The organism is Streptomyces griseobrunneus, from assembly GCF_046713465.1.
GTDB lineage: Bacteria > Actinomycetota > Actinomycetes > Streptomycetales > Streptomycetaceae > Streptomyces > Streptomyces microflavus.
In genome coordinates, this window is record NZ_CP177080.1 from 1,166,511 (window position 1) to 1,188,161 (window position 21,651).

Sequence of the window (21,651 nt, forward strand, 5' to 3'; positions counted from 1 at the left end):
CGCGTCCGGCCCGTCCGTCGTGCCACGCGGCCGCCCCCCCGGGGGTTTCCCAGCATGGCCCTGTGCCGGGTCCGGGGGGCGGTGCTGTACGGCCGTTCGAGTGAACGGGGCGCGCTGGTGAACGGGGGTTCCGGGGGCGGACGGGGTGTCGGGGGCGGGCGGGGCGGTCAGCCGGCCGGGACCACCGGGAGCTCCAGCACCCCGGTGTCCTCGGGGGCGCTGACGACGGTGACGGGCTTGATGCCCCGGTTGCCGAAGTACGCGGTGTCGCTGGCGGCGATCACGAACTCCAGCCGGTGCCCCTTCTCGTACCGGTGGACGATGCCGGGCAACTCCACCGTGAAGGGCCGGGTGACATCGGGGACCCGGACCGGTGAGACGAGGCGGTTCACCAGTGCCCTGCTGCCGTCGGGGGCGACGTCGTACACCTTGGCGAAGAGGACGAGCCTGTCGGAGGCGTCCCCGCTGTTCTGGACCCGTTCCGCCTTCGGCGAGACCACCTTCAGGGTGGCCTTCGGGGCGCCGACCACGTCGACGGGTGCGGTGAGCGGGGCGCTGCGCCAGCCGAGGTAGGTGCCCTTGGTGTCGTACGGCTTCGAGTCGGGCAGTCCGATCAGCGGGGCGATCGAGCTCTCCGAATGGCTCGTCGGCACCAGCCAGTTGGTGTACTGGCGGCTGCCACGGACCACCTTGGAGCGGTTGTCGACCAGCTTGCCGTCGCCGGACAGGTACATCTTCTGCGACAGGGCGGGCACGGCGGCCGCCGTGCCGTAACCGCTCTGCCAGGAGCGGTAGTAGGCGAACTCGGGTCCGGTGTCGGTGTCCGCCTCCTTCTGGAGGTACCGGTCGAACCAGGCGAGCACGCGTCGGCCGACGTAACTGGTCTCCAGGTTGCCTTCGCCCAGGTCGAGTTCGCCGGGGACCTGGCCGCCGCTGTGGCCCCAGGACTGCCAGATCATCTTGGCCGTGGTGCCCTGCGCCTTGAGCGTCCTGTACGTGGCGGTGGCCTCGTTGAGGTTGAACAGGCTGTCGGCCTGGCCCTGGACGATCAGGGTGGGGGCCTTGACGCGGCTGAGATAGGAGACGGGCGAGACGCTGCGGGCGTAGTCGAGCATCGCGCGGGTTTCGTCGGCCGGGTAGCGGCCGGAGTTGAGGAGCCGGATGGTCTCGCAGGCCTGGGCGGCGAAGTGCAGGCAGTCCAGCCGGTTGAAGCGGGACGGGTCCAGGCTCGGGTTGAGGAGCGGCTGCCCCTCGCCGATCAGGTAGAACCCGTTGGTCCACTGCCACTTGAAGACGCCGGGGGTGTCGGAGGTGACGCCGGTGCGTGCCCCGGTGTTGTTGGGGGCGAGCGCGTAGGCGAGGTCGTTCCAGGTGATGAGCGGGACGAGGGCGTCGACGCGGGGGTCGGTGGAGGCGGTGGCCAGTTGGATGGCGCCGCCGTAGGAGCCGCCGATCATGCCGACACGCGGGTCGCCTTCGCCGTCCTGGACGACGTAGTCCGCGCGGGTGCCGTCGTCGGCTGCGCGGGTCCCGCCGAGGAAGTCGAGGAGTCCGCTGGCGGCCTTCCCGTCGATGGCGGGGTCATCCAGGGTGATCAGACAGCCGGACCTGCCGAAGCCGAGCCCGGAGTAGACGAGGCCGACGTAGCCGCGGGCGGCGACGGCCTTGCCGATGGCGTCGGTCGAGCCGTCGGACTTGCTGCCGCCGAAGCCGTTGGTGGCGAGGACGGCGGGGGCGGGACTGTCCGCGTCGACGCCTGCGGGGCGGTAGAGGTCGGCGTCGACCACGCAGGAGCGGCCGCCCGCCTGGACGGTGAACTTCAGCGGGGTGACGGTGTACGGGGCGGCTTCGGCGTGGGCCGGGCCGGAGAGGACGAGGGGGGCGGCGAGGGCGGCCGCCGCGACCGCGACGAGCGGGTTGCGCAAGCTGGGGACAGCACCTGACACGAAGACCTCCACACCGAGGACACCTTACCGACCGGTAAGTATTGGGCCGCGCTCATGCTGTGACACGTGTCATAGCCGTGTCAACGCTCAGGACAGCGGTTGTTGACGGACCTTCACATAAGGATGCCCGGAGGGAGCGACCTGAAGTGCCCGGGCCTAGAGGAGCGCGGGGGTCTCCACGGTCAGCGTGCAGCGGCCGCCGTCCACAGGGGCGTCGAGTACCGCAGGCACCCCCAGCGGGACCGTCAGCGCGGTCGGACCGTGACCGAAGCCCAGCTCCTCGATCACGGGTATCCCCAGCGGGCCGAACCGGTCGGCCAGCACCGCGCGGATCTTCTCGTACGGTCCGCACTCCTGCCAGGAGCCGCAGACGACCCCGGACACCCCCTCCAGGGCGCCGGAGCGCAGCAGCCGGGTGAGGATGCCGTCGAGCCGGTAGGGCTCCTCCCCGGTGTCCTCGATGACGAGCAGTCCGCCCCGGGCGCCGGCCCGGGCGTGCGGGGTACCGGCGTCGGCGGCGAGCAGGCTGACGCAGCCCCCGTACAGGACCCCCCGGGCCCGCCCCGGCAACAGGGCGGCGGCCGCGTCCAGGCCGAGGGTCAGGACGGTCTCCGGCTCGAAGAGGGTGGCGCGCAGGTGTTCACGGGTCGGGGCGTCCTTGAGGAACGCCTCGGTGGCGACCATCGGGCCGTGCAGCGTGGCGAAGCCGGACCGCAGCGCGAACGCCTCGTGCAGCACGGTGATGTCGCTGTAGCCGACGAACACCTTGGGCCCGGCGGCCCGGATCGCCGCCCAGTCGACCAGGTCCACCATCCGGTGCGCGCCGTACCCGCCCCGGGCGCAGAGCACGGCGTCCACGGCGGGGTCGCACCAGGCGGCCTGGAGGTCGGCCGCCCGGTCCGCGTCCGTCCCGGCCAGGTAGTCCAACTCCGGGTGTATGTGCCGGACATGAGGAGCCACGACGGGTTCGAGGCCCCAGTCGCGCAGCACCCCGAGCCCCGCCTCCAGCCGGTCGGCGGGGACGGGACCGCTGGGAGCGACGACGGCGACCCGCGACCCCGGGCGCAGCCGGGGCGGGCGGTCCAGAGGGGCCATCCGTGAAGGAGCCACCGTCACTTCTTCAGCTCCAGCGGCGGCACGTCGGCCCGGTCGATACCGAATGTCTGTACGTAGAGGGAGAGTTCGGCCTCCAGCGCCCGAACCAGGGTCTCCGCCCGCCGGAACCCGTGCCCCTCCCCCTCGAACGCGATGTACGCGTGCGGGACGCCCCGCCCCGCGACGGCGGCGAGGAACCGGTCGCACTGGGCGGGCGGGCAGACCTCGTCGTCCAGCCCCTGGAGCAGCAGGAAGGGGGTGGTCAGCCGGTCGGTGCCGTTGATCGGCGCGCGTTCGCGGTAGCGCTCGGGGACCTCGGCGGCCGGTCCGATCAGGGACTCCAGGTACTGCGACTCGAAGTCATGGGTGCCGGCCGTCGACCAGCCCTCCAGGTCCAGGACGGGGTAGAGGATCGTGCCGCAGGCGTAACGGTCGGTGCCGGTGAGCGAGGCGGCGGCGGTCCAGCCGCCCGCGCTGCCTCCCCGGACCGCGAGCCTGCGGGGGTCCGCCGCGCCCTCGGCGACCAGGGCGTCGGCGACGGCCGCGCAGTCCGCCACGTCGACGACTCCCCACTGTTCGCGGAGCCGTTCGCGGTAGTGGCGGCCGTAGCCGGTGGAGCCGCCGTAGTTGACGACGGCGACACCGATGCCGCGCGAGGTGAAGTAGGCGGTCTCCAGGTCGAGGACGAGCGGTGCGTGGCCGGTGGGGCCGCCGTGCGCCCACACGACGTACGGGGGCAGTTCGCCCTCGGGCCCGGTGCGTTCGGGGCTGTGCGGCGGGTGGATGTGGGCGTGGATCTCCCGGCCGTCGGGTCCGGTGAACGTCCGGTCCTGCGGCACGGAGCAGTAGGCCGGATCGACCGCGTCGCGGTGGGCGAAGCCGATGACGCGGGTGCGGCCGGTCGCCGTGTCCAGCTCCACGACCTCGGGGCCGGTGCGCGGGCTCGCCGCGACACCGACGACCCGGCTGCCGTGCACGGTGAGGGTGTCGGACCAGCTGGTCCAGTGCCCCGGTACGTCGGCGAGTTCACCGGTCTCCGGGTCGAGGATGCCCAGGCGCTGGGAGCCCCGGCCGTGCAGGACGGCGATCAGCCCGTTCTCCAGCGGATGGAACCAGCGCAGCCCGATCTTCCACAGCGGCCCGCCGAACTCCTCGCCCCGGGGCGGCAGAAGCCGACTGCTGGGCACCGCGCCCCCGGCCACGGCGTCGGGGCGGATGCGCTGGAGCTCCCACCAGCCGGCCAGGTCGGAGACGAACAGGAGGCTGCCGTCGCGGTCCCACTCCACCTGGCAGACCGACTCGTCGACATCGCCCACCAGGGGCCGCACACCGGTGAACTCACCGGCGTCGGTGATCTCGGCCAGCATCACCACCGTGCCGTCCCACGGCATCCGGGGGTGGTCCCAGGCGATCCAGGCGGCCCGGCGCCCGTCATGGGAGACCTTGGGTCCGGTGACGAACCGGTGGCGGCCGTCGGAGAGCTCCCGTACGGCCGAGCGGTCGTCGGCGGCCGAGCCGTCCAGCGGTACGGCGGCCAGGACACGGCGTACGTCGGTCGGTCCGGGCCCGGTGAACTCCTCCAGCACACACCACACTTCGCCCCCCGCTCCCCGGTCCGGGTGCACCTGGGGGTCCACCCAGCGCAGTCCGCCGCCGACGTCCGAGACCGGGGTGAGCGGCCGGGGGGCGTCCGGCCCGTCGGGGGCGTAGGCGTAGAGCCGCTGGTCCGCGAAGTGGACGAACACGACGAGCGGCCCGCCCTCCTCGCGCGCCACGCCCGCCCAGGGCTGTCCGCCGTACTCGATCACCCGGCTGCGCGGATTCCACGGGGCGGGCAGCACGGGCGCGGTGGTGCCGTCCGGGCGGCGGCGCACCAGGGCGCGGCGGCCGCCCTCGGCCGGGCGCGGCTCGGTCCACCACACCTCGTCGCCGACGGTGCCGAGGTGGTCGGGCCGGCCGTCGTGCGAGGCGGCGAGGGCCGCGTCGATCGGTGACGGCCAGGAGCCGTACGGGGCTTCGGGCACGGTGTTCACGTTGGAGGTCCCCCCTGGGTGCTGGTCAGGCGGTGCGGGTCAGGCGGTGCGCAGGTAGTGGTCGAGGACGCGGACGCCGAAGTGGAGGGCGTCGACGGGGACGCGCTCGTCGACGCCGTGGAAGAGCGCCTGGTAGTCGAAGCCCGGGGGCAGCTTGAGCGGCGAGAAGCCGTAGCCGGTGATGCCGAGCCGGGAGAACTGCTTGGCGTCGGTGCCGCCCGACATGCAGTACGGGACGGTGTGCCCGTCGGGGTCGAACTTCTGGACGGCGGCGCGGAGTTTGGCGTACGTGGGTGAGTCGACCGGGGCCTGCAGGGCGATCTCTCGGTGGTCGTACTCCCAGGAGACGCCGGGCCCCGTCAGCCGGTCCAGGGTCTCTCGGAACTCGTCCTCGCCGCCCGGCACCGTACGTCCGTCGATGTAGGCGGTGGCGTGGCCGGGGATGACGTTGACCTTGTAGCCGGCCTCCAGCATCGTCGGGTTGCTGCTGTTGCGGACGGTGTTCTCGACGAGGGCGGCGGCCGGGCCGAGCTTGCCGAGGAGCTGGGCCACGTCGAAGCCGGGCTCGTCCAGGTCGGCGGTGATGCCGTGCAGGGCGGCGATCTCGGTGATCGCGGCGCGGACGGTCGGGGTGATCCTGATCGGCCACTCGTGCTCACCGATGCGGGCGACGGCGGCGGCCAGTGCGCTCACCGCGTTGGCCCGGTTCACCTTGGAGCCGTGCCCCGCCCGGCCCTCGGCGGTCAGCTTGAGCCAGCCGGTGCCGCGCTCGCCAGCCGCGATCGGGTAGAGGGAGAGGCCGTGCCCGGCGTGGAAGGTGAACGCGCCGGACTCGCTGATGCCCTCCGTACACCCCTCGAAGAGCTCCGCGTGCCGGTCGGCGAGGAAGCCGGAACCGTCCTCGGCGCTGGCCTCCTCGTCGGCGGTGTAGGCGATGACGATGTCGCGGCGGGGGCGGAACCCCTCGCGCGCCCATCCCCGTACGACGGCGAGGACCATCGCGTCCATGTTCTTCATGTCGACGGCCCCGCGCCCCCACACCACCCCGTCGCGGACCTCGCCGGAGAAGGGGTGCACGGACCAGTCGGAGGGCTCGGCGGGCACCACGTCCAGGTGGCCGTGGACAAGCAGCGCGTCGGCCGACGGGTCGGTGCCGGGGATCCGGGCGACGACGTTGGTCCGGCCCGGGGTGCGTTCCAGCAGCGTCGGTCCGATCCCGGCGGCGGCGAGCCGCTCGGCGACGTACTCGGCGGCCGGGCGCTCCCGGCAGTCGCCGCCGCCCCGGTTGGTGGTGTCGATCCGGATCAGTTCGGACGTGAACGTGACCACTTCGTCGAGGGCCTGCTCGTCCACGAGGCCGAGCGGGCCGGGGGCGTCAGCCATATTGTTCCTCCACGGCGGACGACACGATGGTCGTCACCGCCTTGAACGTGCGGATACCTTCGTACATCGTCCCGCTGGTGTAGGCGACGCGCCTCTCACCGCTCGGCGCGACGCCGGGCACCACGGTCGCCGCGGCAGCCAGATGCTCGGCGTCGAACTCCAGCTCCACGGTGTACGTCCCGCCGGTGACGGGGGTCTGACGGACGGCGAGCGCGGCGGCGTCACGCGCGGCCGTCCGGATGTCTGCTGCGGTACGGGCGGGGGTGCGGCACACGGCCGCGTACCGCGATACATGGTCCTTGACGGCGACCTTGCGGGCGCCCGGGGCGTATCCCTCGGCGTCCACGCAGGTCAGGTCGTCGCCGGTGACGAGGACGACGGGCACGCCGTACTCGGCGGCGACATGGGCGTTGAGGAGGCCCTCACTGGCGCGGACCCCGTCGAGCCAGACGCCGGTGATGGAGTTGGCGAGGTAGGTGTGGGCGAGGACCCCCTCGGTACCGGCTCCGGTGTGGTAGCCGACGAAGGCGATGCCGTCCACGTCCCCGTGCTGGATGCCCTCCACCATCGAGAGGGACTTGTGCCTGCCGGTGAGCATCTGGACCCGGTCGTCCAGCTGCTCCAGCAGCAGGTTCCGCATCGACCAGTGGGCCTCGTTGATGAGGACCTCGTCGGCGCCGCCGTCGTAGAAGCCGAGCGCGGCCGCGTTCACGTCGGAGGTGAACATCGGTCGGCAGCGCTCCCACTGCGGGGTGCCCGGCAGCACATCGGCCGGCCAGGTCACTCCGGTGGCGCCCTCCATGTCGGCGCTGATGAGGATCTTCATGCCGCCACACCGTACGCCCCGGCGGCGGACGGGGCCAGGGAGGGTGCCCCTGTCGCCGCTCCGGACCGCCGAAGGTCCCTCCGGTGGGCTCCTGCGGAGGGACCCGGCCGGTGTGCCCCGCTTCCGGCGGGTGTGCGCAGCTCCGGGCCGGTGAGCGCCCGGGCGAACACTATGAACGCAAAGCGCACGGGGGTTCTCCCCCGGGCGGGCCGCTTCCCAGCATCCCCGCATCGCGGTGCACGTCAGCGCCGTGGAGAGAGCCAGGAGCCGCACCCGTGCGCATCACCCCCCACGTACCCGCCCGCCCCGTCCCGCTGTACGGCCGGGCGCGGCGCCCCTCCGCCGTTCTGGCGGCTCTCCTCGCGGCGGTGGTCCTCGGCACGGCCGGCAACGTCCCCGTGGCGCGGGCGGACTCCGCGGCCGCCACCGCCCCCACCGCCGCCGACTGCCCGTCCGCCCTGGCCGGCCAGGCACGGTGCCACACCGGCCGGGACGCGAACGGGGCGCACTACGCGATCGCCGTCCCCGAGCGCTGGAACGGCTCCCTGGCCGTGCACGCCCACGGCGGTCCCGACCTGGGCGAGGCCTCCGACCCGTCCCGCTCCACCGGCGACCTGGAACGCTGGGCCGTCATGGTGAAGGAGGGCTACGCCTGGGCCGGCTCCTCCTACCGGCGCGGCGGCTACGGGACGCGGATGGCGGCCGCCGACAACGAGAGCGTGCGCCGGGTGTTCGTGGACCGGTTCGGGAAGCCGGGGCGGACCTTCGTGCACGGCCAGTCCTGGGGCGGCAACGTCGCCGCCAAGGTCGCGGAGACGTACGGCCGCGAGCCGGGCGGGTACGACGGTGTGCTGCTGACCAACGGGGTCCTCGGGGGCGGCTCGCGCGGCTACGGCTACCGTGTCGACCTGCGCGTGGTGTACCAGTACTACTGCTCCAACCACCCGCGCCCGGCCGAGCCGCAGTACCCGCTCCGGCAGGGGCTCCGCCCGGACTCCACGATGACGGCCACCGGGCTGCGCGCCCGGCTGCGGGAGTGCACCGGGTTCGACGCCGACCCGTCGGAGCGGACCGCGCTCCAGCAGCGCAACCTCGACGACATCCTCGCCGTCACCGGCATCCCGGAGCGCGCCCTGGAGTCGCACCTGCGGTTCGCCACGTTCACCTTCCGCGACATCGTCCCGACGCGGCTCAGGGGCCGTAACCCCTTCTCCAACCAGGGTGTGCGGTAAGCCGGTTCGCACGACGACCGGGCGATCAACGCGGGCGTGGAGCGATTCTCGGCCGACCCCGCCGCGCGCCGGGACCTGTCCTGGGACAGCGACCTCACCGGCCGGGTCTCCCTGACCGCCTGGCTGGAGCGGGCGTGGGGCCGGATCGACGGGGTGGGCATCGCGCCCTGAGCCCCGTCGTGCCTTGAACCCCGTCGCGCCCTGCCGCGCCACGGCTCCGGGCGCGTCACGGCTCCGGGCGCGTCAGCCGGTCCCGGCCTCGCCCAGCAGCTCCTCGATCCGGGCCAGCTCCTCCTCGCCGAACTCCAGGTTCGCCACGGCCTCCACGTTGTTCTCCAGCTGGGTGACGCTGCTCGCGCCGACCACGGCCGAGGTGAGACGGCCGCCGCGCAGCACCCACGCCAGGGCCAGCTGAGCGAGGGACTGGCCGCGCTCCTTCGCCAGGGCGTCCAGGGCGCGCAACCGCTCCACCAGCTGAGGCGTGAGGGCGTCGGACGTCAGGAACGGGCTGTCGCCCGCCGCCCGGGAGCCGGCCGGGATGCCGTTCAGATAGCGGTCGGTGAGGATGCCCTGCTCCAGCGGGGAGTACGCGATGGAGCCGACGCCCAGCTCGTCGAGCGCGGTGAGCAGCCCGTCCTCGGGGCGGCGGTCGAGCATCGAGTAGCGGGGCTGGTGGATGAGCAGCGGCGTGCCCAGGTCCTTGAGGACCGCGGCGGCCTCCCGCGTCTCCTCGGCGGAGTAGTTGGAGAGTCCGACGTAGAGGGCCTTGCCCTGGCGTACGGCGGTGTCGAGCGCGCCCATGGTCTCTTCGAGCGGGGTCTCGGGGTCGGGGCGGTGGGAGTAGAAGATGTCGACGTACTCGACGCCCAGGCGCTTGAGGCTCTGGTCCAGGGAGGAGCGCAGGTACTTCCGCGAGCCCCACTCCCCGTACGGGCCGTCCCACATGTGGTAGCCGGCCTTGGTGGAGATGACGATCTCGTCGCGCAGCCGGGCGAAGTCACCGGCGAGCGCGCGGCCCAGGGTGAGTTCGGCGGAGCCGGGTGGCGGGCCGTAGTTGTTGGCCAGGTCGAAGTGGGTGATGCCCAGGTCGAAGGCGCGGCGCAGGATGCGGCCCTGTTCCTCGGGGGTCCTGTCCCCTCCGAAGTTGTGCCAGAGGCCGAGGGAGAGCGCGGGCAGCAGCAGGCCGCTGCGGCCGGTGCGCCGGTAGGGCATGGCGGAGTAGCGGTCGGCGGACGGCAGGTACATACGAATGGCTCCGCGGGGAGAGGGCCGGGGGGACAGCCTCCAGGCTTCCGCAGATCGATCCAGCAGTCCAACAGGAGATTCCGCTCGGATTCATCGCCTACATTGCTCAATCATGGAATTGCGTCAGCTGGAACACTTCGTCGCCGTCGCCGAGGAGCAGCACTTCACCCGCGCCGCCGAGCGGCTCGCCGTCTCCCAGTCGGGGCTCTCCGCCTCCGTACGGGCCCTGGAGCAGGAGCTGCGGACCCCGCTGTTCAGCCGCACCACGCGGACGGTCCGGCTCACCGAGGCGGGCCGGGCGCTGCTGGTGGAGGCGGAGCGCACGCTGGCGGGGGCGCGGGCGGCGCGGGACGCGGTCGACGCCGTACGGGGGCTGCTGCGCGGGACGCTGACGGTGGGGGTCGAGCAGTGCGTGGCGGGGGTGAGCCCGGCCCGGCTGCTGGCCGCCTTCCACCGGGAGCACCCGCAGATGGAGCTGCGGCTGCGGCAGGAGGGGACGAGCAGCCTGCTGGACGGGGTGGCCGGGGGGCGGCTCGACCTCGCGTTCGCCGCCACGGTCAGCCCGGCGGAGTGGCGCGGGGAGCTGATGCCGCTGGCGCGGGAGCCGATGGTGGTGCTGTGCGCGGCGGGCCACCGGTTCGCCGGGCGGGCCGGGGTGGCGTGGGAGGAGCTGCCGGGTGAGTCGTTCATCGACTTCCACCCGGACTGGGGGCCTCGGCGTGCGGCGGACGAGGCGTTCACGGCGGCGGGGGCCCGGCGGACGGTGGGCCTGGAGGTCAACGACGTACACAGCCTGCTGGAGCTGGTGCAGGAGGGGCTGGGGATCGCGGTGGTGCCGTACCACTTCTCCCGCAAGCCGGAGGCGGCGCGGCTGGTCGCGGTGGAGGTGGCGCCTGCGGGCGGGCGGCAGGCGGTGTACGAGAGCGTGGTGGTGCTTCCGGCGGCGCGGAGCCTGAGCCCGGGGGCGCGGGCGCTGATGCGGCTGGTGCGGGAGGACGCGGTACGGGAGCCGGAAGTCCGGGAGCCGGCGGTGCCGGAGACGGGGGTACCGGAGCCGGAGGCGCGAGAGCTTGCCGGGGCAGGAGGCCGGGGCGCCGGAAGCCGCGGTGAGCTGAGCCCTCGGAGCCCGTAGGGGACCCGTGGGCTCAGCTCACCCCCGTACGCCTCAGTCCTCGTGGCCCAGCTGGAGGTCGCGTTCCGTGCGGCCGCCGCCCGCCACCTGGAGCACGGTCGCGACCGGCGGGTACCCGGCGGCGATCACCGTGTACTCGCCGGACGACAGGTCCACGAACCGGAACGATCCGTCGGGCCCGGTGGTGAGGGTGTGCACCACGTTGCCCGCCGCGTCCAGCAGGGTGACCCGGGCGTCCTCCACCGGACGGCCACCGGTGGCCCGGACGACGCCGCGCAGCACGGCCCCGCCCGCCAGCTCGATGTCCTGCCGGGTCTCACGGGCCGCCTGGACACTGACCGGGAGGGCGGCGGGGCGGTAGGCGGGGGCACTGGCGGCCAGGGTGTACTCGCCCGCGACCAGTTCGGTGATGACGTAGGTGCCCTCACGGCCGGTGCGGGTGGAGGCAACGACCTCGCCGCGTACGTCGGTGAGGGTGACGGCCGCGTCCCGGACCGGCACACCGTCCGCCGTCAGGACGGACCCGGCGAGCCGTCCGGCGCCGCCGAGGACCACGTCCAGCTCGACGGGGCGGTGGCCCACGGTGACGCTGACGGCCTGCGGCTGGTGGCCGCCCGCCGCGGCGATGAGGACGTAACTGCCGGGGCCCGGGACGCTCAGTGCGTAGCGCCCGTCCTCGCCACTGGCCCCGCGTCCGATCTGCTGCCCCTGGACGTCGATGAGTGTGAGGGCGGCCCGGTCCACCTTCGTACCGTCCGGGTGCTGGACGCTGCCGCGGACGGGCACCCCGGAGTGGTGACCGGCCCGGGGCCGGCCGGAGTCGGTGCGGGCGGCGGGGATCGGCGAGGGCTCGGTGGCCGCTTCGGGGCTGTGGTGGGACACCAGCGGTTTCTCCTTGAGGAAGAAGGCGAGGACCAGGCCGAGGACGAGCACCGGCACGAGGTAGAGGAAGATGCGCGGCATCGCGTCGGCGTACGCCTGGATGTAGGCGTCGCGCAGCGCCGGTTCCATCGCGTGGACGATCTGCGGGGTGATCGACTCGGGGGCGGGCAGTTCCACGCCCGTGGGCAGGCGGAGGTCGAGCGCGTCGGAGAGCCGCCCGGCGAACAGCGTGCCGAAGATCGCGGCGCCGACGCTGCCGCCGATCTGCCGGAAGTAGTTGTTGGCGCTGGTCGCGGTGCCGAGGTCGGCGGGGCGTACGGAGTTCTGCACGGCGAGCACGAGGACCGACATGACCAGGCCGATGCCGGTGCCGAGGACGGCCTGCCAGAGGCTGTACTCCAGTCGGGAGGTGCCCACTTCGAGCCCGGAGAGCAGCCACATGCCGACGACGGAGACGGCGCTGCCGACGATGGGGTAGATCCGGTAGCGCCCGGTACGGGTGATGAGCTGGCCGGAGACGATGGAGCCGCCGACGATGCCCAGCATCATCGGGAGCATCAGGAGCCCGGATTCGGTGGCGCTGGCCCCGTCGACCATCTGGAGGTAGGTCGGCAGATAGCTGGCGGCGCCGAAGAGGGCGACACCGACGACCGCGCCGACCAGACCGGTGACGTTGAAGACCGAGTCGCGGAACAGCCGCAGCGGGATGATCGGTTCGGCGGCGCGGTGCTCGACGGCGACGAAGAGCAGCGTCGTGACGACGGCCCCCGCCGACAGGCCGAGGATGGTGCGCGAGGACCAGGCGTACTCCGTGCCGCCCCAGCTGGTCACCAGCACCAGGCAGGTGGAGGCGAGGGCCAGCAACACGGCGCCCAGGACGTCGAGTCGGGGGCGTACGGCTGGCTTGGGGAGCTTGAGCACGACGGCGATCACGGCGAACGTGACCAGCCCGAACGGCACGTTGATGTAGAAGCACCAGCGCCAGGAGGCGTGGTCGGTGAAGAAGCCGCCGAGCAGGGGCCCGGCAACGGAGGCGAGGCCGAAGACCGCGCCGATGAGGCCCATGTAGCGGCCGCGTTCCCGGGGCGGGACGATGTCCGCGATGATCGCCTGGACGCCGATCATGAGACCGCCGCCGCCGATGCCCTGGATCGCGCGGAAGGCGATCAGCTCGTCCATGGTCCGCGACCAGCCGGCCAGCGCGGAGCCGATGACGAAGACGACGATCGCGAACTGGAAGACGCCCTTGCGGCCGAAGAGGTCGCCGAGCTTGCCGTAGAGCGGCAGGACGATGGTGGATGCCAGGAGGTAGGCGGTGACCGCCCAGGACATCTTCTCCAGGCCGTGCAGCTCACCGACGATCTTCGGCAGGGCGGTGGCGACGATCATCTGGTCGAGCGCCGCGAGCAGCAGGGTGAGCATCAGCCCGAGGAAGACCATACGGACCCGGCGGGGGCTGATCTCCTCGGCCGCCGGGAGCGGGCCGGGGTCGGCCGGTGGTGGCGGCGGCTCCCCCACGGGAGCTGCCGCACCGTCCGGCTCGTCCTTCACCAGCGTGATACCGCCCACCACGTAACGCTCCCCTTCGTCGCACCTGCGCCGCCCATTTCTCGCATCGCGCGGCAAGGCAGGGCAAACGTGATGAGGGGCGCGCAGGGCGCGTTGGGAGGGCTTATGCGCCGGTGGGAGCCGCTACGGCACACAACCGGCCACCCCGGAAAACCACCCGATCCGGTGAGGCCGGCCGTCCAGCGGCAGCCGGGCCGCGGGGCCCGGCACGGATGGGCCGCCTACTTCTCGACCTCGGTGGCGAGGTTCTGGAGCAGCTCGTCGTAGATGCGGCCGAGACCCTTGGGGGCGAACGTCCGCTCGAAGAACCCGCCGATGCCGCCCGCGCCGTCCCAGACGGTCGTGACGACGGCCTTGGACTTGCCCTCACCGGCCGGGGTGACGGTCCAGGTGGTGACCATGGAGGAGTTGCGGTCCTTCTCCACGAGCCGGCCGTCGGTCGGCTCGGTGACCTCCAGCAGGCAGTCACGGACCCGCTTGCTGGTCGCCTGGAGCTTCCAGTGGACGAGGGTGCCCTCGCCGTCGCCGCCCTCCCGGACCTCGTACTCGCTGAAGTGTGCGGTCAGCACCTTGCCGCGGACGTCCTTGTAGTCGGCCAGCGCGTCGAACACCGTCTCTGCGTCCGCCGCGATGATCCGCTCCGTCGTGGCCTCGACCTGCGCCATGGCTGTTCCTCCAGCACTTCGGTTGTTCGGGGTGATTCGGGGTTGGGGGGTGTCCTGGGCTGAGCCAACCACCTCCGGTACGGCCCCTCAAAATCGGGGTCCTCGAGCCGCTCGGGGTGCGGTCAGCACGATCAAGGGAACAAGTGTTCTATTCTGTGGCCAGTGCTACCGAGGAGGCGTCCATGCGCTGGGACAATCTGGTCGAAAACAGCCCCATGACCGGCAACAGCGCGCTCTTCGCCGCGGACGCGGTGACCACGCGCACCTTCGACACCCCGGAATTCCGGGGCATCACCTTCCACGAGATCCGGGCCCGTTCGATCCTGAACAGGGTGCCCGGGGCCTCGCGGATGCCGTTCGAATGGACGGTGAACCCCTACCGGGGCTGCTCGCACGCCTGCTTGCACTTCACTGCATGACCCTATTGAGCCCCGGGAGGGCCGATGCTCAGCACTCCGAAAGCGGACAGGGCCTGGAAAGTCATGACAAAGTCATTCCCGGCTCCGGAGGCGCCAGGCCAGCATGCCGCCCCGAGCGAGGCGGAGAGGACGGCTTACACCGTGCTGCTGCGTGAACCGACTGCGCGCTCAGGCGGCGCCGACGCGAGTCAGTGGCTGCTGCTGCGCGACCGCACAGCGAAGCGCTTGTAACGACGCACCAGCAGCAGCCACTTCGGGAACACATCAGTCGCCCAAGACGCCGTCGAGGCAGTCCTGCACCGGCCTGTGCAGGCCGGTGCCGAACCAGCCCGCGGACCATCGCCCCGGGAGCCCCGGACAGCCCCTGCGGCTCCCGTGATGCTCACCGCGGCGCCTCCGTGTGGACGCTCAGGTCAGCGTTGGCCGCCTGTGTCGTCGCGCTCTTCGTCGACTGGGAGTGGCCGCCGGCCGCCCCCGGGGTTCTCGCTACAGATGACCGCGGAGGACGCTTCTCGGAAGTTGCACCTGAGCCGCTGTTCTGACGGCGCATCATATCGTGGGAAGGCCGGGTGACCGGCCCTCCCACCCGCAGATACGTCGGCGTCGCCGGCGGGGTCAGCCCATCCCCGGGAGCGGCTCGATCCGTACCGATCGCGGATCGAACGGCGCCCTGCCCGGACGGCCGGGCAGAAGCGTTACCGTGGCCAGCGTCACGACGACCGCGCGATGCCGGTCCAGCGCCAGATCCTTCCAGGCCTTGGCGGGATCTTCGGCGGTCACGATGTCCACCAGGATGCGCGACCGCTGCGGGTGCGCCATCTGTGCCTCGACGTCAGCCAGCCGGGCCTTGATCCTACGGGTAGCAGCCTTGAATTCGGCGGCGTCCGCATCGTCGTCATCCGCGAACTCATCGGTCAGGGAGCTGATCCGGGACCGCAGGGCAACGGCCTTCGCCCGCAGCTCCTCCGTCCCCGGTGCGCTCTCGTCGACGAGGAGATCGACGGCGTCGGGGCGCGACAAGCGCCGGATCACGTACTCCTCGACGGTAAGGTCGATCGGTTCCGTACCGCGCGCCAAGTGCTTTGTCGTCCGGCACCGGTACAGCGGCGTCGTGATGCCCCGCGTGCCTTTCGGGCCGCCCCGCGACCCGGACGTCACGGTCGTCCCGTCGTCGCAGACACCGCACCGGGCGATCCCTGACAGCAGCCACCGCCTTCCCGGCCCCGGGCTCGTCGCCCGGCTCTCGTCCTCAAGGACGTGCTTCGCCTCCCGCCATATGGCCTCGTCCACGATGACCGGCCACTTCCCCGGGTGCAGCTCGCCGCGGTACTGACGCAGCCCTGCGTAGCGCTCGTTCAGGAGTACGCCGCGGATGGCGTTGTATGACCAGGGTTTGCCGTTGCGGTTGAGGATGCCCCGCCCGTTGAGTCCGGCGGCCATGCCGGAGAGGGTCGCTCCGGCGAGCAGAGCGTGAAAGCAGTCCTTGACCTCGGCGGCCTCGTCTTCGACGAGTTCCGTGCCGTCTGCGGTGTAACCGAAGCAACGCGGCCCGCTCGGCGGCAGGCCGCGCTCGACGCGCTGGCGCATCTCCCGCTGCTCCCGCTCCGACATCTGCTCGACCTCGAACGTGTCGACCTCGCCGAGAAGGCCGGCGAGGAGGCGGCCAGCGGCCGTCGTGAGGTCCAACTCGGGTCCCTTGACGCACAGCACGGACACCTCGTGCTTGCGGAGAATCTCAATTCCCTCGGCCCGTTCGCGCCGGTTCCGCCAGAGCCGGCCGAGCATGTAGACGATGATGACGTCGACTTCGTCGCGCTGTACGGCAGCCATGAGCAGCTCGTACTGGGGGCGGTGCTTGCCGTGGGTGGCCGACTTGTCGTTGTCCCGGAAGCGGCGCCCCTGCAAAGGGATTCCGCGCCGTTCGGCCAACTCGGCGGTGTCCTCGCCTTGACGGATGACACCGTCTTCGTCGCCATTATCCGCCTTGCTGATGCGCTCGTATGACGCACCCCTACTAAACGGGGTCATAGATTGAAGTATAGGTACAGGTCGGGGCATCCAGGGTGCGCCCGCCCCACCCCCAGAACTCCGTGCCCGGCTCCACCTGGACGTCCGGGGCCTTCGCGGCGTGCGCGTGGTGGGCGCGCATGCTCCGTTCGGTGTACGGGTCAAGGGGGGCGAGTACCTCGGCGATCGCCAGCAACTGGGAGGCGACCGCGTCGGGTTGGGCGACGGCGCTGGCCGCCTCCTTCCAGAGTGGCGCACCGGAGGCGGCGAAAGGGACGTTTGTCACCCCTCGGCAGGACGCGACGGCGAGGATGCACGCCTGTGCGGGGACGCGACGAGGCCGGGCTGACGGCTGCTGTACGCGCTCGATGCCTACACTCAGGCGCATGAGCTTCACAGCACTCCATCGCGCCGTCGGAGCGACACCAGGCCCACTGACCGACGATCTCCTCGACGCGGCCGTTGCTGCTGGTACGACGGAGGCAAACGACCTGGATTGGAAAAGGCAAGCTGCCTCCGGCGAAGGGGCTGACGCAAACAGACTTCCCCAAGGACGTCGCAGCGATGGCGAACAGCGGCGGTGGCCTGATCGTCTACGGCGTGGAAGAGTCGCAGAAGGCAGCGACCGGGCGCGTCGACGCCGGCGAGTTCGATGAGACCTACGAACGGACGCTGCGCAGCGCCGCAATCACCGCCATCTCCCCGCCCGTGTTCGGCCTGAACGTGCACCGTCTCGGAGGTGGCGGCAAGCGGGCCATCGCCGTGGAAGTCCCCGCAAGCATCGATGGACCCCACCTGATCTACAGGAACGACTACTTCGGCGCGCCCGTCCGGAATGACTCCGACACCGCGTGGATGAAGGAACGGCAGATCGAAGCCATGTACCGCGCCCGGTTCGAGGAACGCCGACACGCGAGGGAGGCGCTGGACGCACTGTTCAGTGAAGCGTCCGCTGGACGGGACTTCGACACGCGCGCCTGGCTGATACTGACTTCGGCTCGTCGGGGTGAATGTGTGTGGAGTCCCTGACGGGTGTGGGTGGGTGGCTGTATCCGTGGTGTGTGAGATATGCAGATGGGGGTGGGCTGACGCCTACGGGTCGTCAGCGTCGGGAGTCTGTACGGATGCAGGCGGCGGAGCTGTTTGAACAGCAGATCAAGCCGTCGGAGGTTGCAGGGCGGCTGAGGGTGAGCGTGAACAGTGCGGTCATTCCGTACGGCCTCAGCGGCAGTCGCGGCCAACTGCTGGACCGAGTGGCGTTGTTCAGCCGTGAGCGGACCGTCTGGGATCTCACTGATCAGATGGTCGACGCCCGGGTCCGGTCCGTGGCCTGGCCGGGCGCACAGGCTGATGACCAGATCGAATTCAGCGCCGACCACCACAGTCTGCACCTCACCGTCAGGGCCATCCCAGAAGTGCCCACCCAGCCACAGCCGCGGCCTGACTTCGTTCCACGGCGTCTGCGGGTCGGGGACACCCCCGCCCCTCTGACGTGTCCTCACGGATGCTCCTCTCCGTGGACCCAGCGACACGGTCAGGCGACCGCCTTCCCTGCTCGATGCGCTGTCGTCGTCCCTTGATTGTCAGGTCACGCACTGCGGTCCTACTCACACGGACCCCCGGCTCGACCCGCCAGCGCCTGCGTGACTCGGCAGCGGACACTGGACATGCTGGTGTTAGACGCCCACACCCAGCTCCGCCTCGCCCGACCGCTGGTCGCCGACCACGGGAGAAGGGGGCGGCACACAACAAGCTAAGCCCCGCCCGGTTCCAGCGCGGGTTCAGCAACCTCCACACGACACGCTGCTGGCGTCTCATAGAAACGGACTGTCTCGACAGCAAGCGAACGGGAACAAATGTCCGGGATTATCGATCTGCACCGAAACGCCCGCAGGACAGCTTCTCTTCACCCAGCATTGGACCATGGACATGGTCGACTTGGGTGCGGTCGCAGCCCTTCTCTCCGTTCCCACTGCCGTAGTTGCGGCATGGTGGACCAAGCGCAGCGCAGAAGGCGCAACGGCTGCTGCACTCCTCGCCGGGCGCATCCAGGCAAATGCCGCCATCGCAGCGGTGCAGACCCAGAGCTTCCTCGACCGGGATCAGCAACGGCACATTGCGCTCGGCAGCGCGTGCCTGGAGTTCCTGAGTGTCTCCGACGCCCTGGTGGGTGTCGTGAAGCGACTCCCCAGTCTCGATAGCAATGAACGCCAAGCACTCGTGGCCAAGTACGCCGTCCCGGTAGAAACGTGCTACGCCTCACTGGAGCTACTTGCACCTCCTGCTCTCCTTGCAGCGGCAGAATGCCTTCTCTCGCAATGCCGCCTCTTGGAACGCTGCGCTCTCGATCGCGCGGTATTGCGCGCGACGGTCAGCGCGCTGGAGGCAGGTTGGTGCCCCGGCGACCCGGAAGACTGCACCAACGAACGTCATGGCGCGGCGTACGTAGCCTGGGAATTCATCGTCGATTGGGCACGCAAGGGCGAGGAGGAACGAAGGAACGATCGGGGTCTTCTGGACTACTGCCTCCGCAACAGCGCCACCCTCACCGAAATGCAGGTAACTCAGACTCTCCGTCTAGTCGACCGATGCCCAGCCATGTGGGACCAACTGATCGGTGGATGGGTTCGGGACCCTCTCATCGAGTGGATCGAATCCCACCGGAAGGACTTCGTCGCTGCGGCCCGCGCAGCCAGCCCCACAGTATCGCCGGGCACTCAGCCCAGGGACCTTGAACGATCGAGTTCTCCGCCTCGCCGCAACTGCGCAGCGTGATGGCATGGGGCAGCTATTCAGCGCGCGCCCCCGCTCGCGGGAACCCCCGCCGACACCAGCCGGCAAGGGTGTTTCTCTCACACGCGTCTCACCAACTGCATAGACGCGCCTGGGCCACAGCGAGCTGACCTGGCCCTATACGCCTCGCCTGGACGCCCCTGGACCCCGTAAGACGCGATCTACCACCTGAAACTGGTAGTACCGAGACTAGGGCCGAGTACCAGACAGGGGGCGCCTTCAGGGCCATCTACCCGGTAATTCATCGTCTGCGTCTCTGTGTCACTCACGCGCCTCACACTCCCACAGCTCACAAAATCTCACGCGCCCCACCCTCCGCCACGACCAGGCCACTCCAGGTCTGAGTGGCTCGCGCAGGTCTTCGACGTTCGGCTTGACGTACCACTTCTTGTGCGCGGACCCGGCACGCCCCTGACTGTCACCGGCGCCGCTCGGCCCCTCCTCTGGGGGGCAACGATCACGTAGCGCACATTGCGCATCCGCTCTACAGAGCGATCATCTGCTGCGGGAACTCTGTACGAGCTGGTGATCTGGTGCGGTGAATCCAATGACGGACCGCCTGCTCCGTTCCGATGCACGTGACCTGGCCTGCATCGTCACCCGATCCCAGGCCAGCAGGCACTGCGCGGTCCTCGCGCTGCGATCGACTCATTCGCGACCTCTTCAACAGCGTCGCTCTGCGTGGCGGCGAAGTCCGCCCGTTAGGGGCAGGGCAAGTTCGCGGTAGAGCTGCGTCGGCTGTCGAGGCCGCCCAACAGAGGCAGGGGATGCCGGACACAGTGTCCCGTTCGCTCGCTTCTCGTCCCGGGACGAGGGTGTCCCGGCAGGTCAGAGGGCTGCTTGTCCCGACCTTGCTGAAGCAGCCGGGACCACGTTGCAAGGAGGGGGCAATCTGCACAAACTCGGCCTACCGGCAGCGCGGATCCTCCTGAGGTGAACGCGCCGGTGTTCCCGGCCACGGCGGCGCGCAGCCAGTCAGGCCGATCCGTTCCCTTTCTCGCGGGGCAGGCGTCCCGCCGATCAGCAAGGAGAAGTTCGTGTCGTTTCGTAAGCTTCTGACCGGAGGGCTGCTGGCCTCGGCCACTTTGGCAGCTACCGTGTTCACCCTGGCGGTCCCCTGCGCAGGCGCAGGGGCCGGATCAGTCATCCCGGTCCGTAGCGATCAGCGCGGTCGAGGCCGCCCAGGTCTGCGGCCTGCGGAAGGTGGGCGAGCGCGGGGTCTACCACAACTGCCTCGGCGAGAAGCGCCGGATCCTGGTAACGAAGATCTTCACCGCCAACGAGACATTCTGCGTGCTGCCGCACTCGGACTGGGACGTCGGCTCATGGAAGAACATCTACGCCGCCTACGACGAAGCCCCCTGCTGACCGGGGGACCTCCGAACACGGACCACCGGTGAACAACGTGTCGGCCGGGGCGGGAGCATGACGGTGCGGAGGGTCGGAACCGGGCCCTCCGCCCACCCCACACGCGCACGACACGCACGCTTTGGATGGGATGTGGCCACCACCACCCTGTCGGGCCGGCGCCAGCTTGACCGGCGCCGTTCCACCCCGCCCGACTGACAGCAGTGAGCGTGCGGAACACCGGTTGACGGTGCCTGAACGTATCGGACAACGGTCCTGAGCCGAAGAACACCCGTAGCCCGGATGGACGGGAAAACGGGTCCCCACGCCCGGGTCCGGGTAGAACCGGAGACGGAGCCCGGGGCGGCCTCAGGCGAAGTCCTGCCGGGCCACCCCCCGGCGGGAAGCCGCCTCGGGACCAACCAGTCGCAAGCGCCCGCACACGGTGACAAAACGGTCCGGGCCTCGGTTCGGGTGACGTGTTGCCGGGGCAAGGAAGCCCGGCGGTCGCGGAGCTGCTGGAAGCCCACCGGGCCTGTGCAGCAGTGCGGCCTCGACGTCAGCTGGGCGGCATGCCCGCCGGGAGCAGCGGGTCAGAGTTATCAGTGCTGGGCTGGTCGACCACCGCGTGGCTGGCCAACGCCTGCTGCAGCTGTCGGACGCGCTCATGCAGTTCGCCTTCGCCTCCGGGTGAAGGCCTCTCTCCGTCGACAGCGGGCGTCTACTTCCTCGCGACGCCGGGCCTGATGCCCTGCAGTCGGTCGCTTCATTGGGCCGGGAAGCGGCACCCGGGACATGCAGGTCGCCGTTTGTCGGCGTCACAGCCCCCGGTCGGCTCAGCCAGTGAGCGATACGGGCTCTCCCTCCCACATCGGCGGGCTTACGGTGCGCAGCGGGCAGCCCTACCGGTCCGCTTCGACAGCCGGATCGCGCCGGCCCGCATCGGCACGCGTAGCTGTGACGGCGGCTGCGCCCAAGTTGCGCGTTAAGGCGGAGGCACCGTGAGCCGATATCCGACATATGTCGCACGTATGGATACGCAGTACCGTTCTCACGACCGGGGCCGTGCTGGGCGCC

At 70.9% G+C, this 21,651-nt stretch carries 13 protein-coding genes and 3 pseudogenes; 7 read left to right on the forward strand and 9 right to left on the reverse strand.

Annotated elements, in window-relative coordinates; translation table 11 throughout:
• Positions 1-167 precede the first annotated feature (167 nt).
• The 5 genes from ACK8N7_RS05410 to ACK8N7_RS05430 all read right to left on the reverse strand — a co-directional run bounded on the left by ACK8N7_RS05410 (position 168) and on the right by ACK8N7_RS05430 (position 7,283).
• Complete coding sequence (locus ACK8N7_RS05410) at positions 168-1,925, reverse strand: CocE/NonD family hydrolase (RefSeq protein ID WP_500445691.1); 1,758 nt, start codon at positions 1,923-1,925, stop codon at positions 168-170.
• A gap of 177 nt (positions 1,926-2,102) precedes the next feature.
• Positions 2,103-3,041, reverse strand: a complete 939-nt coding sequence (locus tag ACK8N7_RS05415) for a S66 peptidase family protein (protein WP_500445693.1) — start codon at positions 3,039-3,041, stop codon at positions 2,103-2,105.
• A 17-nt stretch (positions 3,042-3,058) separates the two neighbouring features.
• A complete protein-coding gene (locus ACK8N7_RS05420) occupies positions 3,059-5,074 on the reverse strand; it encodes a prolyl oligopeptidase family serine peptidase (RefSeq protein ID WP_403210203.1) in 2,016 nt (671 codons plus the stop codon).
• 39 nt (positions 5,075-5,113) lie between these two features.
• Positions 5,114-6,457, reverse strand: a complete 1,344-nt coding sequence (locus ACK8N7_RS05425; RefSeq protein WP_403210201.1) for a M20/M25/M40 family metallo-hydrolase — start codon at positions 6,455-6,457, stop codon at positions 5,114-5,116.
• Positions 6,450-7,283, reverse strand: a complete 834-nt coding sequence (locus ACK8N7_RS05430; protein ID WP_032757017.1) for a M55 family metallopeptidase — start codon at positions 7,281-7,283, stop codon at positions 6,450-6,452. Before ACK8N7_RS05430 ends, ACK8N7_RS05425 begins: the two co-directional genes overlap by 8 nt.
• Positions 7,284-7,558: 275 nt before the next feature.
• On the opposite strand from ACK8N7_RS05430, the pseudogene ACK8N7_RS05435 reads away from it, so the two are divergent.
• Positions 7,559-8,629 (forward strand): annotated as a pseudogene (locus tag ACK8N7_RS05435) (alpha/beta hydrolase); the annotation flags it as partial.
• Positions 8,630-8,758: 129 nt separating this feature from the next.
• Here the strand turns inward: ACK8N7_RS05435 and ACK8N7_RS05440 are convergent.
• Positions 8,759-9,760, reverse strand: a complete 1,002-nt coding sequence (locus ACK8N7_RS05440) for an aldo/keto reductase (RefSeq protein WP_500441198.1) — start codon at positions 9,758-9,760, stop codon at positions 8,759-8,761.
• A gap of 112 nt (positions 9,761-9,872) precedes the next feature.
• Here ACK8N7_RS05440 and ACK8N7_RS05445 point away from each other — a divergent pair, with 112 nt between their 5' ends.
• Entirely contained in the window at positions 9,873-10,892 is a 1,020-nt protein-coding gene (locus ACK8N7_RS05445; RefSeq protein WP_500441200.1) for a LysR family transcriptional regulator, read from the forward strand.
• A 33-nt stretch (positions 10,893-10,925) separates the two neighbouring features.
• On the opposite strand, the gene ACK8N7_RS05450 is transcribed toward ACK8N7_RS05445, so the two are convergent.
• Together ACK8N7_RS05450 and ACK8N7_RS05455 are read right to left on the reverse strand one after the other, a co-directional pair.
• Positions 10,926-13,346, reverse strand: a complete 2,421-nt coding sequence (locus tag ACK8N7_RS05450) for an MFS transporter (protein WP_403210194.1) — start codon at positions 13,344-13,346, stop codon at positions 10,926-10,928.
• Positions 13,347-13,564: 218 nt separating this feature from the next.
• Complete coding sequence (locus ACK8N7_RS05455; RefSeq protein ID WP_403210192.1) at positions 13,565-14,008, reverse strand: SRPBCC family protein; 444 nt, start codon at positions 14,006-14,008, stop codon at positions 13,565-13,567.
• Positions 14,009-14,190: 182 nt separating this feature from the next.
• Between ACK8N7_RS05455 and ACK8N7_RS05460 the strand changes: the two are divergent.
• Positions 14,191-14,415 (forward strand): annotated as a pseudogene (locus ACK8N7_RS05460) (Rv2578c family radical SAM protein); the annotation flags it as partial.
• 627 nt (positions 14,416-15,042) lie between these two features.
• On the opposite strand, the gene ACK8N7_RS05465 reads toward ACK8N7_RS05460, so the two are convergent.
• Complete coding sequence (locus ACK8N7_RS05465) at positions 15,043-16,455, reverse strand: recombinase family protein (RefSeq protein WP_500441203.1); 1,413 nt, start codon at positions 16,453-16,455, stop codon at positions 15,043-15,045.
• A 543-nt stretch (positions 16,456-16,998) separates the two neighbouring features.
• Here ACK8N7_RS05465 and ACK8N7_RS05470 point away from each other — a divergent pair.
• The 4 genes and pseudogenes from ACK8N7_RS05470 to ACK8N7_RS05485 all read left to right on the forward strand — a co-directional run bounded on the left by ACK8N7_RS05470 (position 16,999) and on the right by ACK8N7_RS05485 (position 20,595).
• Positions 16,999-17,463: an AlbA family DNA-binding domain-containing protein gene (locus ACK8N7_RS05470; protein WP_500441206.1), complete on the forward strand. Its 465-nt coding sequence runs from the start codon at positions 16,999-17,001 to the stop codon at positions 17,461-17,463.
• A gap of 32 nt (positions 17,464-17,495) precedes the next feature.
• Positions 17,496-17,639 (forward strand): annotated as a pseudogene (locus ACK8N7_RS05475) (IS630 family transposase); the annotation flags it as partial.
• A gap of 718 nt (positions 17,640-18,357) precedes the next feature.
• Entirely contained in the window at positions 18,358-19,209 is an 852-nt protein-coding gene (locus tag ACK8N7_RS05480; RefSeq protein ID WP_500441208.1) for a hypothetical protein, read from the forward strand.
• Between the two features lie 1,221 nt (positions 19,210-20,430).
• On the forward strand, positions 20,431-20,595 hold the full coding sequence (locus tag ACK8N7_RS05485; RefSeq protein ID WP_500441210.1) for a hypothetical protein: 165 nt from the start codon (positions 20,431-20,433) through the stop codon (positions 20,593-20,595).
• The last annotated feature ends 1,056 nt before the right edge of the window (positions 20,596-21,651 follow it).

What these genes read in the sequence shown, in the direction of transcription:
- ACK8N7_RS05415 (WP_500445693.1), bottom strand. Translation starts at nt 3,041, where the DNA reads ATGGCCCCTCTGGACCGCCCGCCCCGGCTGCGCCCGGGGTCGCGGGTC.
- ACK8N7_RS05425 (WP_403210201.1), bottom strand. Translation starts at nt 6,457, where the DNA reads ATGGCTGACGCCCCCGGCCCGCTCGGCCTCGTGGACGAGCAGGCCCTC.
- ACK8N7_RS05430 (WP_032757017.1), bottom strand. Translation starts at nt 7,283, where the DNA reads ATGAAGATCCTCATCAGCGCCGACATGGAGGGCGCCACCGGAGTGACC.
- ACK8N7_RS05440 (WP_500441198.1), bottom strand. Translation starts at nt 9,760, where the DNA reads ATGTACCTGCCGTCCGCCGACCGCTACTCCGCCATGCCCTACCGGCGC.
- ACK8N7_RS05445 (WP_500441200.1), top strand. Translation starts at nt 9,873, where the DNA reads ATGGAATTGCGTCAGCTGGAACACTTCGTCGCCGTCGCCGAGGAGCAG.
- ACK8N7_RS05455 (WP_403210192.1), bottom strand. Translation starts at nt 14,008, where the DNA reads ATGGCGCAGGTCGAGGCCACGACGGAGCGGATCATCGCGGCGGACGCA.
- ACK8N7_RS05465 (WP_500441203.1), bottom strand. Translation starts at nt 16,455, where the DNA reads ATGACCCCGTTTAGTAGGGGTGCGTCATACGAGCGCATCAGCAAGGCG.
- ACK8N7_RS05470 (WP_500441206.1), top strand. Translation starts at nt 16,999, where the DNA reads ATGGCGAACAGCGGCGGTGGCCTGATCGTCTACGGCGTGGAAGAGTCG.
- ACK8N7_RS05480 (WP_500441208.1), top strand. Translation starts at nt 18,358, where the DNA reads ATGGACATGGTCGACTTGGGTGCGGTCGCAGCCCTTCTCTCCGTTCCC.